Source organism: Cupriavidus sp. OTU4054, assembly GCF_038440175.1.
GTDB lineage: Bacteria > Pseudomonadota > Gammaproteobacteria > Burkholderiales > Burkholderiaceae > Cupriavidus > Cupriavidus pauculus_D.
Window position 1 is genome coordinate 1 of the sequence record NZ_JASATF010000029.1, and the last position, 14,337, is coordinate 14,337.

A 14,337-nucleotide genomic window follows, 5' to 3' on the forward strand; every position below is an offset into this window, starting at 1 on the left:
CATTTTCTATTTATATTTTTGTCATGGGGGGGGGGGGGGCGCCCCCGGGGGCCGCGCCGTTCGCATGACTGGATGACCAAGACGATACCATGCGGATCAGGGCAGGTCGAACACCAGCACTTCCGCGCCATCGCCCTGCTCGATCTTTACCTCGGCCACGTCCTGCAGCTTGGCGGCGTCACCGGCCTCGAGCTTCTGGCCGTTGACCGTCACCCGGCCACGCGCCACATGCACGTATGCACGGCGGCCCGGGGCAAGCGACAGCGCGGCGGCCTCGTCACCGTCGAACAGGCCCGCATACAGCCGCGTGTCCTGATGCACGACCACCGAACCCTCGGCGCCGTCCGGGCTGGCGACCAGACGCAGGCGTCCGCGCTTTTCCGTCGTATCGAAATGGCGCTCCTCGTAGCCCGGTTCGATCCCCTGCTGGTTCGGCATGATCCAGATTTGCAGGAAATGCGTCGTGTCATGGGCGGCATGGTTGTACTCGGAATGGCGCACCCCCGTGCCCGCGCTCATGCGCTGCACATCGCCCGGACGGATCACGCTGCCGTTGCCCATGCTGTCCTTGTGGGCAAGTTCGCCTTCGAGCACATAGCTGATGATCTCCATGTCGCGGTGACCATGCGTGCCAAAGCCCATGCCCGGCGCCACGCGATCTTCGTTGATCACGCGCAGCGGCCCGAACTGGATATGGTCCGCGTCGAAGTAATCGGCGAAGGAGAAGCTATGGAACGACTTCAGCCAGCCGTGGTCTGCATAACCGCGCTCGTTCGACTTACGGATTTCAATCATTTTGATGGCCCTCCTTGTGGCCCTTCAATTTGCCTGAACGCCCGAATCATGAACCCGGGCTTGGCGTAATGCGTTGCGATGCTTTGCAGTTTAGGCCCGCCGGAGTATATTGACGGGCACCGTCTTAGAAGCACTTGTTCAGAATTTCTGAATATACCGATATGGCTCTCTCTCTCGAATCGCTTGAAGTCCTCGATGCCATCGAACGCAAGGGCAGCTTTGCCGCCGCCGCGCACGAAATGGGCAAGGTGCCGTCAGCGCTCACTTACGTGGTCCGCAAGCTCGAGGACGACCTCGACGTGTTGCTGTTCGACCGCCGGCGCCACCGCGCGGAACTCACGCCGGCCGGCCGGGCGCTGCTCGACGAGGGCCGCCACCTGCTGCACGCGGCCGACGACCTCGCCCGCCGCGTCAAGCGGCTGGCCACGGGCTGGGAAGCCACGCTGTCGATCGTCACCGACGACCTCATCAACTTTCGGGCGCTGCTGCCCGTGATCCAGGACTTCTATGCCGAGAACACCGCGACGCGGCTGCGCTTCGGCAAGGAGGTGCTGGGCGGCGCATGGGATGCGCTGGTCAGCAACCGGGCCGACCTGATCATCGGCGGCGCGTACGAGGCGCCCAGCACGCAGGGGTTCCAGATCCGCCCGCTAGGCACGATGCCGTTCGTGTTCGTGGTGGCCGCGCACCATCCGCTGGCCTCGGTCGAAGGACCGCTGACCACGATGGAAATCGCCAAGCACCGGATCGTCGCCGTGGGCGATACCTCGCGCAACCTGCCCGCGCGCACCTTCGGCGTGCTGGCCGGGCAGGACGTGCTCGTGGTGCCGAGCATGCGCGACAAGCTCGAGGCGCAGATCCGCGGCCTGGGCTGCGGCTGGCTGCCCGCGCCGATGGCGCAGCCGTTTATCGAGAGCGGCGTGCTGCAGGCGCGCGAGACGGTCGAGATTCGCGCGCCCGGCAACTTCAAGGTGGCCTGGCGCACGAGCACGCGCGGCAAGGCGCTGCAATGGTGGTCCGCGAAGCTCGAAGACCCGCGGCTTGCGCAGGCACTGATCCAGCAATCGCCGATGCCCGTGACGGAATGAACGCGCCAGCGTCTGGCGGACCCGCGGCCTATCGCGGCCGGTTCGCCCCCTCCCCGACCGGACCGCTGCATATCGGCTCGCTCGTCACCGCGCTCGCGAGCTGGCTCGATGCCCGCGCGCATGGCGGCCAGTGGCTCGTGCGCATCGAGGACATCGACTATCCGCGCTGCGTGCCCGGCGCCGACGAGGACATCCTGCGCACGCTCGAGGCGCTTGGCCTCGTCGCCGATGAACCGCCGCAATGGCAGAGCCGGCGCGAAGCGCGCTATGGCGAGGCGCTGCGCGCGCTCGACGCCGCGGGCCAGCTGTATCCGTGCGGCTGCTCGCGCAAGGAGATTGCCGACTCGCTGATCCACGTGCGCGAGCGCCATCAGACGCTCGGTTATCCGGGCACGTGCCGCAACGGCCTGCACGGCAAGCTGCCGCGCGCATGGCGCGTGCGCGTACCCGACGGCCCTGCCGCGACCGTCTGTTTCGACGATCGGTGGCAAGGCAGGCAGTGCCAGGATCTGGAGACGGAACTCGGAGATTTCGTGCTGCGGCGCGCCGACGGCCTATGGGCATATCAGCTGGCCGTGGTGGTCGATGATGCCGCGCAGGGCATCACGCATATCGTGCGCGGCGCCGATCTGCTGGACTCCACGCCGCGGCAGATCCATCTGCAGCATCTGCTCGGCGTGCCGACGCCCAGCTACCTGCATGTGCCCGTGGTGGTGAACGCGCAGGGTGAAAAGCTCAGCAAGCAGAGCGGCGCGCGCGCGATCGACCTGCGCGATCCGCTCGCGGCGCTGCGCGAAGCGGGCGCCCATCTGGGCATCGTCAACGGCGAAAACGACATCGCCCGCTGGCTGGAGCGGGCGACGGAGGACTGGAAGACAGTGGATCGGTGCGCGCGCGCGGCGCGCTGATCAGGACTTGCGCGGCACGCCGCCGAGCAGCGCCGCGACGGGACGCTTCGGGGCCTGGCGGCCACGCGTCAGCGCGGCGGCGAGTTCATCGGCCGGCGATTGCGCCGACCCGTTGTGGTTCGCGCTCGGCTCGTACGGACGCGAGAAGAACGGATCGTCGGACGGACGGAACGCGGTACGCGACGACGAACCCTGCTCGCCACGGCGGCGGCGCTCTTCGCCACCACCCGCCTCGCCCGCATCGCGCGCGCGGCGCACGTCGGCACGCTGGCGGCGGCGGTCGGCATCCTCGGTACGCGCGCGTTCGCCGGTCGGATCGAAGCCCTCGAGCTGGCCGCGCGGCACGCTGCGCTTGATCAGCTTCTCGATATCGGCCAGCAGACGGTCGTCGTTGCCCGGCACGTAGATCGAGAGCGCATCGCCGCTGGCCCCGGCACGGCCCGTACGGCCGATGCGGTGCACGTAGTCTTCCGCGCTGAACGGCAGGTCGAAGTTGATCACGCAGGGCATGGCCTGGATATCGAGGCCACGGGCCGCGACGTCGGTGGCCACGAGCGCATCGATCGTGCCGGTCTTGAAACCTTCGAGCGTCTGCATGCGCTCGGTCTGCGTCTTGTCGCCGTGGATCGCCGCGGCATTGATGCCCTCGCGTTCCAGATGGCGCGCCAGGCGCGAGCAGCCGATCTTGCTGTTCACGAACACGATGCACTGCTTCGACTGGCCCTGCGCCGCGCGCTGCTTGAGCAGATGCACGACCGCGGCCTGCTTGTGGCCGTCCTCGACCTGATAGACCATCTGGCGCACGTTCTCGTTGGTCGAGTTGCTGCGCGCCACTTCGATCGTCACCGGCTGCTTGAGGTAGCTCGCGGCCAGTCGCTTGATCTCGGGCGAGAACGTCGCCGAGAACAGCAGCGTCTGGCGCTGCGCGGGCAGCAGGTTGATGATGCGCTGGAGATCCGGCAGGAAGCCCATGTCGAGCATGCGGTCCGCTTCGTCGAGAACGAGCATCTGCACCTGCGACAGGTTCACCGATTTCTGCTGCACGTGGTCGAGCAGACGGCCCGGCGTGGCAACGAGGATTTCCACGCCACGGCGCAGCGCATCGGTCTGCGGATTCATATCGACGCCGCCGAACACGACCGTGCTGCGCAGGTCCGTGTGCTTGGCGTAGCGGGCGACGTTGTCGTAGACCTGATCGGCCAGCTCGCGCGTGGGCGTCAGCATCAGCGCGCGGACCGGATGGCGCGCGGGCGAGGCGCTCGCGTTGGACATCGGCAGCAGGCGCTGGATGATCGGCAGCGCGAAGCCCGCGGTCTTGCCCGTGCCGGTCTGCGCGGCACCCATGACATCCTTGCCCAGCAGCACGACCGGAATGGCCTGCGCCTGGATCGGCGTCGGCTTCGAGTAGCCTTGTTCGGTGAGGGCGCGCACGATGCGCGCATCCAGTCCGAAGCTGTCGAACGTCTGCTCTGGCGTTTGCACCGGCGTCGGCTCTGGCTGGGTCTGGTCGGGAAGGGTCGTAGTGGTCATGGGTCTCGGTGTCTCGCGGGCGTCGGGCCCGGCGCAAATCGGACACGCGTCTGATACGGCGGCGAAGCGTTACAGGCAATCGCCTAGAAAATCAAAGACTTGGATTCTAACACCATGACTTGCCCGGGTGATGCCGGAACCCGCAAAATGCCCGGTTCCGGTGTCGTCCGGCAGTCACAGCGGCGGGGTTTCCGTGAACGCATCGAAGCGTTCGAGCGCCCCGGCAAACGCCGCCAGGGCCGGATGCGCGCCGCCATCGACGCGGCCGGGCAGCATGGCCTGCGTGAACGTCCACACCACGGCCACGGTCACGTCGGCCTGGTTCAGGTCCGCCTGCGTGGCCGGAATCCGCCGCCGCGCGACCTCGGCCTCGAGCATCGAGAACGCGCTCGACATCTGGCCATCCACGCGGTCGATCCACGGCCGGTGCTGCTTCTCCTCGGGGCGTAGATTGTGTTCGTAGACGTCCTGCACCACCTTCTCGCAGGCCGCCAGCGCGAGGCCGAGCACGCGCAGGTCCTGCCGGCGCGCGGCCAGGTCCGCGGGCATCAGGCTGCGGCCGCTCAGCGCCTCGGCGTAGTCGATGATGAACGTGGAATCCATGAGCAGGACGCCGTCGTCGCACACGAGCGTGGGCGCCTTGACCACCGGATTGATCGCGCGGAACTGCTCGAACGTCCGGAACACCGACACCGATTCGTGCGTGAACGGAACGTCCAGCAGCTTCAGCGAGATGGCCGCGCGGCGGACATAGGGGGAGTCGAGCATGCCGATCAGTCTCATGGGTCTGGCCTCGTGCCGTGCGAGTGGGAAAGTTCTGATCGTATCGAGATTTCGGATGCGTCACAAATTTGATCGTTTCGATCACTAAATTGATCGGACTAGTCATTCATGCGGGATTGGCCTACACTTCGCCCTGCAAACGGTCAGAAGTTGATCGTTTCGATCAAACTCACCAAACATGCCGCACCCCACGCGGCAGGAGACGAAGAATGCAGATTTCCATCAAGCGCGCCATCGAGCGCGTCCCGGGCGGCATGATGATCGTGCCGCTGTTGCTCGGTTCGCTGGTCGCGACGTTCGCGCCCGAGGGTCCCAAGTTCTTCGGCTCGTTCACGGGCGCCCTGTTCACCGGCGCGCTGCCGATTCTCGCGGTCTTCTACGTCTGCATGGGCGCGAGCATCAACGTCAAGGCAACCCCGTACATCATCAAGAAGGGCGGCGTGCTGTTCGGCGTCAAGATCGGTACCGCCATGGTGCTCGGCGTGGTCATGGGCCACTTCCTCGGCGAATCGCCGATCAGCTCGGGCATGTTCGCGGGCCTGTCCACGCTGGCCGTGGTCGCCGCGATGAACGACACCAACGGCGGCCTCTACATGGCGCTGATGGGCCAGTACGGCAAGCCCGAGGATGTGGGCGCCTACACGATCATGTCGCTCGAGTCGGGCCCGTTCCTGACCATGGTCACGCTCGGCGTGGCCGGCCTGTCGGCATTCCCGTGGCCCACGCTGGTCGGCAGCATCCTGCCGCTGATGCTCGGCATGCTGCTTGGGAACCTCGACCGCGAAATGCGCGACTTCCTGAGCAAGGCCGTGCCCGTGATGATTCCGTTCTTCGCGCTCGCGCTCGGCGCCGGCCTGGACCTGCACAAGGTGTGGCAGGCCGGTATGCTGGGCCTCGGCCTGGGCGTGGCCGTGGTCGTGATCACGGGCTTCACGCTGTACTTTGCCGACCGCCTGACCGGTGGCACCGGCGTGGCCGGCGTGGCCGCCGCCAGTACGGCTGGCAATGCCGCCGCGGTACCGACACTGATCGCGGCCGCCAATCCGGTCTATGAAGAAGCCGCCAAGAGCGCGACGATTCTCGTGGCCGCGTGCGTGGTGGTCACGGCCGTGCTGACGCCGCTGGTCACCGCCTGGGTCGCGCGCCGCGTGGCCAACCGGCAGGAAGGCGCCGTGGCGCGGACCGCCGCATGACCACGCACCGCCGCACGCCGGCTGCATGGCTGGTGATCGCCGACGACCTGTCCGGCGCCGCCGACTGCGCGATCGGCTTTGCCGCCGCGGGTGCGCGCACGATGGTCACGCTCGACGCGACCGCGGCTGACGATGCGCTGGCCGGCATCGCGGACGCGGACGTGATCGCGGCCGACGTGGACAGCCGCCGCATGGCGCCCGCGCTGGCCGCCGCATCCAACGTCGCGGCATGGCGCCGGCTGGGCGGTACGCCCGCGGACCGGCCGCGCCGCCTGTACAAGAAGATCGACTCGACGCTGCGCGGGAACTGGGCGGCCGAGACCGCCGCCCTGCTGCCCCATGCGGGCGTGGCGATCGTCGCCCCGGCCTTCCCCGCCACCGGCCGCACCACGCGCGGCGGCTGCGTGTTCGTCAACGGCGAACCGCTCGGCGAATCCGATATCTGGCGCCTCGAGGGCCTGAGCGGCCGCGCCGACATGGCCGCGCTGCTGGCCGTCCACGACGTGCGCACGGCCGTCGTCGACCTCGACGTCGTGCATCAGGGCGCGCAGGCGGTCCAGGCCACGATTGCCGCGTTCGTCGCGAAAGGGGTGCAGGCCGTGGTCTGCGACGCCGAGAGCGAAGCCGATATCGGCGTCATTGCCGCGGCCACCGGGTCGCTGAAAAACCCTGTGTTCTGGGTCGGCTCCGGCGGCCTGGCGCGCGCGCTGGCCACGGCGGTGCCGACCGGCGAGGACGACCGGTCCGCCGGCGATGTCACCGAACATCGCAAGGGTCCCGTGCTCGCGCTGGTGGGCAGCATGTCCGGCGTGTCGGGCCGGCAGGCCGCGCTGCTGCGCACGCGGACCGGCATGGATCATCTGGAGATTGCACCGCAGGTGCTGCGCGAAGGTCCCGCGCATGCCTCGTGGCCGTCCATTCAGGAAGATATCGGCCAACGCCTGCGTGGCGGCCACGATCTGCTGATCGGTATCGGCCGCGACGAAGCATTCGACACGTCGGAAGGCCCGAAGCTCAGCCATGCGCTGGCCACGCTCGTGCTGCCGTCGTTCGATTGCGTGGGCGGACTGATCGCGACCGGCGGCGAGACCGCGCGCGCGATGCTGGCCGCGGCGGGCATCGCCACGCTGAGGCTGCGGCACGAAGTGGAAGCGGGCGTGCCGCTGTCGCGCACGCTCGAACGGCCGGCGCGCCATGTGGCCACGAAGGCCGGCGCGTTCGGCACCGACTCGGCACTCTGGCTCGCATGGCGCGCCATGCAGGCAGAATGAATTTTGGATCGTCCCCGCGGAACCCCCGGGGGCGTCAACAAGCAGGATGAAACGACAATGAGCGACTACCTCCCCATCATCGGCATCACCATGGGCGATGCCACCGGCGTCGGTCCCGAGATCATCGTCAAGAGCCTCGCGCACGATACGGTCTACGCACAGTGCCGTCCGCTCGTGATCGGTGACGCGCCGCGCCTGCGCCAGGCCGCGGCAATCGTGAACAGCAAGCTGCAGGTGCGCGCGATCGCCACACCCGCCGAAGCGCGCTTCGAGGCCGGCACGATCGATTGTATCGACCTGGGCCTGATTCCCGAGGACCTGCCGTTCGGCAAGCTGTCCGCGCTGGCCGGCGATGCCGCGTTCCGCTATATCGAACGCGCGGTGGAACTCACGCGCGCCGAACAGATCGACGCCATCTGCACCGCGCCGCTGAACAAGGAGGCGCTGCACGCGGGCGGCCACAAGTTCCCGGGCCACACCGAGATGCTTGCGCACCTGACCGGCACGCCGGAAGTGTCGATGATGCTCGTGGCGCCGCAGCTGCGCGTGATCCACGTGACCACGCACATCGGCCTGCTCGATGCGATCCGCAAGATCGAACCGGCACTGGTGCAGCGCGTGATCGAGCGCGGCTACGAGACGCTGCGCCGCGCGGGCATCGCCGCGCCGCGCATCGGCGTGTGCGGCATCAACCCGCACGCGGGTGAAAACGGCCTGTTTGGCCATGGCGAAGAAGAAGAGAAGATCATCCCGGCCGTCAACGTCGTGCGCGAGCGCGGCTGGAACGTCGAAGGCCCGCTGCCCGCGGACACGCTGTTCTACCGCGCGGGCCGCGGCGACTTCGACCTCGTGGTGGCCATGTACCACGACCAGGGCCACGGTCCGGTCAAGGTGCTGGGCCTCGAGGCCGGCGTCAATATCACCGTGGGCCTCCCCGTGATCCGCACGTCGGTCGACCACGGCACCGCGTTCGATATCGCCGGCAAGGGCATCGCCGACGAACGCAGCCTGCTGGAAGCGCTGCGCCAGGGCGCGGAACTCGCCACGCGTCGCTGACCGTCGCGCCCCTCTTCGCGTCCCCCTTCGCGCCCCCTCGCCCCGCTCTCGCGGAGCGCGGGCGCAAAGACTTGATAAGATCGCGGTCGTTCACGAACTTCCGCTCTGCTCCATGAAAGCCGCCGACCGCCAACGTGCCATCCTCGAACGCGTGCTCTCCGGCGTTGACGCCAACGTGGAGCGGCTCGTCGCCGAGCTCGGCGTGTCGGAAGCCACGGTGCGCCGCGACCTCACCGCGCTCGCGCGCGAGGGCCGCATCGTGCGGACCTATGGCGGCGCCGCGGCGCTCACGCCCGTGGGCTCCCACGAACCCGAAGCCCCGCTCGAGGAACGCAAGGCCCTGCAGCGCGACCAGAAGGATGCCATCGCGCGCATGGCCGCGAGCTTCGTGCGCGATGGCGACGCGGTGCTGCTCGACAGCGGCACCACGGCCGCCGCGCTCGCGCGCCTGCTGGCCGCGCGCGAAGACCTCCACGTCTACACCACGAACCTCCTTGCCGTGACCGCGCTCGCGGGCCTGCCGAAGATCCGCGTCACGCTGATCGGCGGCGATGTGCGCCCGTCGAGCATGGGTACGTTCGGCCCGCTCGCGCAGCTGGCGCTCTCGCGCATCAGCGTCGACAAGGCGTTTCTGGGCGCCGACGGCGTGGTGGCCGGCGTGGGCCTGTGCGAGGCCACGGCCGAGCAGGCCTACCTCAAGGAATGCATCATCCGGCAGGCCGCCGATATCTTCGTGCTCGTCGACTCGACCAAGCTCGGCCGCGCGCGCCAGCAGCACTGGACGCCACTCGAACGCGCATGGACACTCGTGACCGACCGCGATGCCTCCGCCGCGCAGCTCGAGCCGTTCCGCGCGCTCAAGCAGGTGCAGGTCACGGTCGCCGCATAAGGTCACCAAATAAGCATTCCCGTTTTTGTTCGTTCGCCCCGCGCGACACGCGCGGTACGTTGGCAGTCTTGCCAACCATGAGAGCGAAACGTGAGTACAGCGCGCGAATCCCGACGACAATTCCTGCGGCATGGCGCCGCTTCGGTGGCCCTGCTTTACGGGGGCGGCGCATTCGCGCAGGGCCGCGTGGTCCTGAAGGCCGGTGACCAGAAAGGCGGCTTCCGCGCGTTGCTCGAAGCCGCCAACGCGCTCGAGGGCGTCCCCTACGATATCCAGTGGACCGAGTTCCCCGCCGCCGCGCCGCTCGCGGAAGCGCTGAACGCGGGCGCGGTCGATAGCGGCCCCATCGGCGACGCGCCCGCGATCTTCGCGCTCGCCGCCGGCACGCGCATCAAGCTGATCGGCGCCAACCGCTCCGATCCCTACGGCACGGCGGTGCTCGTACGTCCCGATTCCCCGCTGAAGCAGGCGGCCGACCTCAAGGGCAAGACCATCGGCACCAACCGGGGATCGATCGGCCACTACGTCGCGCTGAAGGCGCTCGAGTCGGCGGGGCTCGGCCCCAATGACGCGAACATCCGCTTTCTGCCGCCCGCCGACACCAAGCTCGCGCTGACCAATGGATCGGTCGATGCATGGGCGACATGGGAGCCCTACACCGCCATGGCGGAGACCAGCGGCCACGCGCGCGTGCTCGTGAGCGGACGCGGACTGTCATCGGGACTGAGTTTCCTGGCGGCCACGGAGAGCGCGCTCGCGACCAAGCGCGCCGCGCTGCAGGACTTTCTGCAGCGCGTGGTGCGCGCGCAGCGCTGGTCGTATCAGCATGTGCCCGAGTACTCGGCATCGCTGGCGCGCATCATCGGCATTGCACCGGATGCGGCGCGGCTGCAGTTCGAACGGCGCAACACGCAATGGCGTCCGATCGATGCCGAACTCGTCGCCACGCAGCAGGCCACGGCCGACTTCTATCTGAAGACCGGCCTGCTCAAGCAGCGCCTGGACGTGCGCCAGACCTTCGACACCACGTTCACGCTGCCTGCCTGAGTGGCAATAGGGGGGCGACGCGCTACACCACGCGGAACGCGTGGGTGCCGTCGCGATCGAGCTGCGCGATCAGCCCGAATTCCCAGTCGAGATAGGCCTGCATCGCCGCGGTGGCGTTGTCGGTGCCCTCGTACGGACGGCGATAGCGGTCCGTGCGCGGCACGGCAAGACGCGTTTCACCCTGCTCCAGCGGCAGCCCGGCGGCAATCCAGGCGCCGGTACCGCCTTCGAGCACGTGCACCGACGCCTCGCTGCCCCGTGCCGCGAGCAACGCGCGCAGGTCCACGGCCGCGAACCGGGCGAGCTGGCTCGTGCCGCAGGTCAGCACATAGCGGCGCGCGGGTGGAATCGCTTCCAGTGCCTCCGCGAGCTGCGCGCGGATCGCGAACCAGGCGCCGGGAATATGCTGGCGCACGTAGTTCGCGCTCGCGGTCACGTCGAGCACGGCCGTGTCTCCCGCATCGATCCACGTGGCCAGCGTTGCCGGGCTGACGGTCCCGGTGGGCGCGGCCTCGGGCGCCGGCACCCTGACCGCGCCGCGTTCGCTGCGCGCGCGCTCGTCGGCGGGCGCCACGACGGTGACGTGCCAGCCCATCTGCGCGAGCCACGATGCCGTCATGTCCGCACGGACACCATCGTCGTCGGCCAGCACGATACGCGCGCCACGCACCGGCGCGCTATGGTCGGTCTCCTGCACGAGCTGGCCGCCCGGCGCATTGACGAAGCCCGGCAGATGGCCATCGGCGAATTCCTCGGGCGTGCGCACATCGAAGCGATACACGGTGCGCCCCGGTGCCTCGAGCGTGTGCAGGGCATCGTGCGGCAGGCGCTGCACGCCCGCGCGCGCCGCGATCTCGCGCGCGCCGGCCTGGGCCTCCGCGCGGCGCGCGGCATCGACGACCGCGGGTGCGCGGCGGCTCGCGCCATGGTCGAGCGACTGCCCGGCCAGCGTCCAGCCGATGGTGCCGTTGCGCAATGCCGCCACCGGATTGGGCACGCCCGCGTTGATCAGCGACTGCGTGCCGATGATGCTGCGCGTGCGGCCCGCGCAATTGACGATGATGCGCGTATCGGGATTCGGCGCGAGTTCGCGCGCGCGCAGCACGAGTTCCGCGCCGGGCACGCTCGTCGCCGTGGGAATGCTCATGGTCTGGTATTCGTCGAAGCGGCGCGCATCGACGATCACGACATCGGCCTTCGCATCGATCAGGGCCTGCACCTCGGGCGCGCTCAGCGACGGGGTATGGCGCTTCGACTCGACCAGCTCGCCGAACGACTTGCTCGGCACGTTGACGTCGCGGAACGTTTCGCCGCCGCCCGCGATCCATGCATCGAGTCCGCCCTCCAGTACCGACACGTCGGTGTATCCGAGCGCGCGCAGCACGGCCACCGCGCGCGGGGCCAGATCTTCGTTGCCATGCACGCCATAGACCACGATGCGCGTATCGCGGCGCGGAATCCGGGACCATGCCTGCAGTTCGAGCTTGGACAGCGGAAAGTTCGACGCCCACAGTGGATGCGACTGCGCGTACGGATCTTCCTCGCGCACGTCGAGCAGTGCGATCTCGGTGCCGTCGAGCAGGGCCTGACGAACGGCGGCGGGCGACGTGGTGGCAGGTGCGGCGGTGGCAGCTGAATGGGTAACGGCGGTCATGACGCGAGCGGATCCTTCGAACGGTCCCACGGGTTAGGCAGGAAGGGATTGGAATAACCGGAGATAAACGATTTCGTCTCGCCCGCCTCCGTGTAGACATGACGGCGTACCGCGCCGATATTGGCGCCGTACACATGGATGCTGATGGAGACGCGGTCCGAAAACGCGTTGTGCACGCGATGGATATCGCCCACGCGGGGCGACACCGCCTCCACGTGGCCGGGCTCGAGGCGCACGGCTTCGCCATGCGGCTGCGGCCGGCCCTCGGCATCGAGCGCATAGGGCTGCGAATACTCGGCCCCGCGCAGCATGCCGATCAGGCCCCATACGGTGTGATCGTGAATGGGTGTGCGCTGCCCCGGCCCCCAGACGAAGCTGACGATCGAGAACCGCTCCGCGGAGTCGCAGTGCAGCAGCATCTGCTGGTAGTACTCGGGATGCGGCTGCGCGAACGCCTCGGGCAGCCAGTCGTCGCGCGCGACGAGCGTGGCCAGCAGCTGGCCGCCCTGCTCGAGGATGCGCGGTTCGTCGGGATGCTCGTCGAGCAGGCGCGTCAGGTCGGTGATGAATTCGCGCAGCGGCGCGAGCGAGCGCGTCACGTGGATTGCGGGGTCGGACATGTCGTCTCCGGTTGTTGTCGTTGTGGTCGTCGTACCCACGACAGTATCCGAAAACGGGCCGGTCCGGCGTGTCTGCGAGCGCGGCATCTCCTACGCCTCCAGCGCCGCGCGGCCGGCGGCCACGAGGATCGAATCGTTCTGCGGCGTATGGACGCGGCTGCAGAGCACATCGCGGTAGTGCCGCTCGAGCGGATTGTGGCGGCTGAGCCCATGGTTGCCCGACAGCTGCAGCGCCAGTTCGAGTGCGCGGATCGCGTTGCCGGTCACCGTGAACTTGAGCAGGCCGCTGTCCTGCGCCGAACCGGGCGTATTGCGAGCCGCACCGCGATCGGCGTCCTCGGCCGCCGCATCGAGCAGCACCGCATTGGTGCGCAGCAGCGCGGCGATCTCCCCCACCTGTTCCTGCACGCGCGGCAGCGTCGCCAGCGGGGCGCCGAGGCTGCCCGGCGCGCGGTCGCGCAGGAAGCCGCGCAACCAGTCGAAGCCCGCGCGCGCGACCGCGTCATAGAGACTGCCCAGTAGCACGATCATCCACGCCTGCTGGTCTGCGTTGGCATCGATATCGGCCTGGCTCGCGCCCGCCGGTGCCCACGCGGCCGGCGCGCGCACATCGACCGCATGCGAGGCCGGAATCCAGATGTCGTCGAGCACGGTCTCGTGGCTGCCCGAGGCGCGCAGCCCCAGATGGTTCCAGCTTTCGATGATGCTGACACCCGCGGTTCCCGCCGCGGGGCCCGGCACGAGAAAGATGCCGACGCGCGGCTCCGGCTCGTCCGTGCGTGCCCAGACCGAGAGCCAGCGCAGCGCGGGAATACCCGTCGTGTAGAGCTTGTGCCCGCTCACGCGCCAGCCGCCTTCGACGCGCCGCGCGATGGTGGCCGGGAGGCCGCCGCGCGCGGGCGAACCGAGTTCCGGCTCCACGCGCAGCGCGTTGATCAGCGCACCCTCTTTCACCGCCGTGGCAAAGACCGTGCGGCGCACCGCATCGGGCCAGTGCGCGTCCCGGCGCCCGATGGCCCGGTGTTGCAGATACGTCATCGTCAGCACGAGCGCGGTGGCCGCATCGCCGCGAGCCACCGCCGCGATGATGCGCCGGGCTTCGGCAAGCGTGGCCCCGCCACCGCCCTGGTCGCGCGGGACTACCTGCGCAATCAGGCCCTCGGCGTGCAGCAGCGCGAAGTTGTCGTGCGGAAAGCGGCCGCTGGCATCGTGATCGGCCGATGTCGCCGCGAGGCGCGCGGTCAGCGCCGCGAGCGCTTCGTCCGCGATGGGAGCGCGCGCGAATGTGTCCGGGAACGCATCGGCGCGAAGGAGAACGGAAGACATGCAATGAGGCCCCGGGCGCGGGGCGGCTGGCGTGAAGCGTCAGAGCGTACCGCGCGCGCCGCGCCACGCTAACGACGGAGTTCGCATATGCATGCGCGTCTTTCGTACATAAGCACGCACATTTTTATTCCTTCTGTTGCGTCGCGGCATGGCGTAATTTTTTTGTCAGTCCGCATT

Annotated in this window: 13 protein-coding genes; 7 read left to right on the top strand and 6 right to left on the bottom strand. The window is 68.6% G+C overall.

Annotated elements, in window-relative coordinates; translation table 11 throughout:
* Nucleotides 1–96: 96 nt before the first annotated feature.
* Nucleotides 97–795: a pirin family protein gene (locus AAHB16_RS26645; RefSeq protein ID WP_150372443.1), complete on the bottom strand. Its 699-nt coding sequence runs from the start codon at nt 793–795 to the stop codon at nt 97–99.
* Between the two features lie 161 nt (nt 796–956).
* On the opposite strand from AAHB16_RS26645, the gene AAHB16_RS26650 reads away from it, so the two are divergent.
* Both AAHB16_RS26650 and gluQRS read left to right on the top strand, forming a co-directional pair.
* Complete coding sequence (locus AAHB16_RS26650; RefSeq protein ID WP_150372444.1) at nt 957–1,883, top strand: LysR family transcriptional regulator; 927 nt, start codon at nt 957–959, stop codon at nt 1,881–1,883.
* Nucleotides 1,880–2,791, top strand: a complete 912-nt coding sequence (gluQRS, locus tag AAHB16_RS26655) for a tRNA glutamyl-Q(34) synthetase GluQRS (protein WP_150372445.1) — start codon at nt 1,880–1,882, stop codon at nt 2,789–2,791. The genes AAHB16_RS26650 and gluQRS overlap by 4 nt, the downstream gene beginning before the upstream one ends.
* Here the strand turns inward: gluQRS and AAHB16_RS26660 are convergent, their stop codons facing one another.
* Together AAHB16_RS26660 and AAHB16_RS26665 are read right to left on the bottom strand one after the other, a co-directional pair.
* A complete protein-coding gene (locus AAHB16_RS26660) occupies nt 2,792–4,321 on the bottom strand; it encodes a DEAD/DEAH box helicase (RefSeq protein ID WP_191002129.1) in 1,530 nt (509 codons plus the stop codon).
* A gap of 174 nt (nt 4,322–4,495) precedes the next feature.
* On the bottom strand, nt 4,496–5,104 hold the full coding sequence (locus AAHB16_RS26665) for a glutathione S-transferase (protein WP_150372446.1): 609 nt from the start codon (nt 5,102–5,104) through the stop codon (nt 4,496–4,498).
* Nucleotides 5,105–5,313: 209 nt separating this feature from the next.
* On the opposite strand from AAHB16_RS26665, the gene AAHB16_RS26670 reads away from it, so the two are divergent.
* The 5 genes from AAHB16_RS26670 to AAHB16_RS26690 all read left to right on the top strand — a co-directional run bounded on the left by AAHB16_RS26670 (nt 5,314) and on the right by AAHB16_RS26690 (nt 10,560).
* Nucleotides 5,314–6,297: a 2-keto-3-deoxygluconate permease gene (locus tag AAHB16_RS26670; protein WP_150372447.1), complete on the top strand. Its 984-nt coding sequence runs from the start codon at nt 5,314–5,316 to the stop codon at nt 6,295–6,297.
* Nucleotides 6,294–7,568, top strand: coding sequence for a four-carbon acid sugar kinase family protein (locus AAHB16_RS26675; RefSeq protein ID WP_342052438.1), 1,275 nt, complete (start codon nt 6,294–6,296; stop codon nt 7,566–7,568). The genes AAHB16_RS26670 and AAHB16_RS26675 overlap by 4 nt, the downstream gene beginning before the upstream one ends.
* A 57-nt stretch (nt 7,569–7,625) precedes the next feature.
* Nucleotides 7,626–8,624, top strand: coding sequence for a 4-hydroxythreonine-4-phosphate dehydrogenase PdxA (gene pdxA / locus AAHB16_RS26680; RefSeq protein ID WP_150372449.1), 999 nt, complete (start codon nt 7,626–7,628; stop codon nt 8,622–8,624).
* A 112-nt stretch (nt 8,625–8,736) separates the two neighbouring features.
* Nucleotides 8,737–9,513: a DeoR/GlpR family DNA-binding transcription regulator gene (locus AAHB16_RS26685; RefSeq protein WP_150372450.1), complete on the top strand. Its 777-nt coding sequence runs from the start codon at nt 8,737–8,739 to the stop codon at nt 9,511–9,513.
* 90 nt (nt 9,514–9,603) lie between these two features.
* Entirely contained in the window at nt 9,604–10,560 is a 957-nt protein-coding gene (locus AAHB16_RS26690; protein ID WP_342052439.1) for an ABC transporter substrate-binding protein, read from the top strand.
* A 22-nt stretch (nt 10,561–10,582) separates the two neighbouring features.
* On the opposite strand, the gene AAHB16_RS26695 is transcribed toward AAHB16_RS26690, so the two are convergent.
* From AAHB16_RS26695 to AAHB16_RS26705, 3 genes are all read right to left on the bottom strand, one after another.
* The gene (locus AAHB16_RS26695; protein WP_342052440.1) at nt 10,583–12,214 is read right to left on the bottom strand and encodes a rhodanese-related sulfurtransferase; all 1,632 of its coding nucleotides are present in this window, start codon (nt 12,212–12,214) and stop codon (nt 10,583–10,585) included.
* Nucleotides 12,211–12,834: a cysteine dioxygenase family protein gene (locus AAHB16_RS26700; protein ID WP_150372453.1), complete on the bottom strand. Its 624-nt coding sequence runs from the start codon at nt 12,832–12,834 to the stop codon at nt 12,211–12,213. Before AAHB16_RS26700 ends, AAHB16_RS26695 begins: the two co-directional genes overlap by 4 nt.
* Before the next feature lie 90 nt (nt 12,835–12,924).
* Nucleotides 12,925–14,160 (bottom strand): acyl-CoA dehydrogenase family protein, encoded by a 1,236-nt coding sequence (locus tag AAHB16_RS26705; RefSeq protein WP_150372454.1) that lies wholly within the window; start codon nt 14,158–14,160, stop codon nt 12,925–12,927.
* Nucleotides 14,161–14,337: the final 177 nt, after the last annotated feature.

Coding starts and splice junctions, on each gene's coding strand:
- pdxA (WP_150372449.1), top strand. CDS start 7,626: ATGAGCGACTACCTCCCCATCATCGGCATCACCATGGGCGATGCCACC.
- AAHB16_RS26665 (WP_150372446.1), bottom strand. CDS start 5,104: ATGAGACTGATCGGCATGCTCGACTCCCCCTATGTCCGCCGCGCGGCC.
- AAHB16_RS26670 (WP_150372447.1), top strand. CDS start 5,314: ATGCAGATTTCCATCAAGCGCGCCATCGAGCGCGTCCCGGGCGGCATG.
- AAHB16_RS26645 (WP_150372443.1), bottom strand. CDS start 795: ATGATTGAAATCCGTAAGTCGAACGAGCGCGGTTATGCAGACCACGGC.
- AAHB16_RS26675 (WP_342052438.1), top strand. CDS start 6,294: ATGACCACGCACCGCCGCACGCCGGCTGCATGGCTGGTGATCGCCGAC.
- AAHB16_RS26650 (WP_150372444.1), top strand. CDS start 957: ATGGCTCTCTCTCTCGAATCGCTTGAAGTCCTCGATGCCATCGAACGC.
- AAHB16_RS26695 (WP_342052440.1), bottom strand. CDS start 12,214: ATGACCGCCGTTACCCATTCAGCTGCCACCGCCGCACCTGCCACCACG.
- AAHB16_RS26660 (WP_191002129.1), bottom strand. CDS start 4,321: ATGACCACTACGACCCTTCCCGACCAGACCCAGCCAGAGCCGACGCCG.
- AAHB16_RS26700 (WP_150372453.1), bottom strand. CDS start 12,834: ATGTCCGACCCCGCAATCCACGTGACGCGCTCGCTCGCGCCGCTGCGC.
- gluQRS (WP_150372445.1), top strand. CDS start 1,880: ATGAACGCGCCAGCGTCTGGCGGACCCGCGGCCTATCGCGGCCGGTTC.
- AAHB16_RS26685 (WP_150372450.1), top strand. CDS start 8,737: ATGAAAGCCGCCGACCGCCAACGTGCCATCCTCGAACGCGTGCTCTCC.
- AAHB16_RS26705 (WP_150372454.1), bottom strand. CDS start 14,160: ATGTCTTCCGTTCTCCTTCGCGCCGATGCGTTCCCGGACACATTCGCG.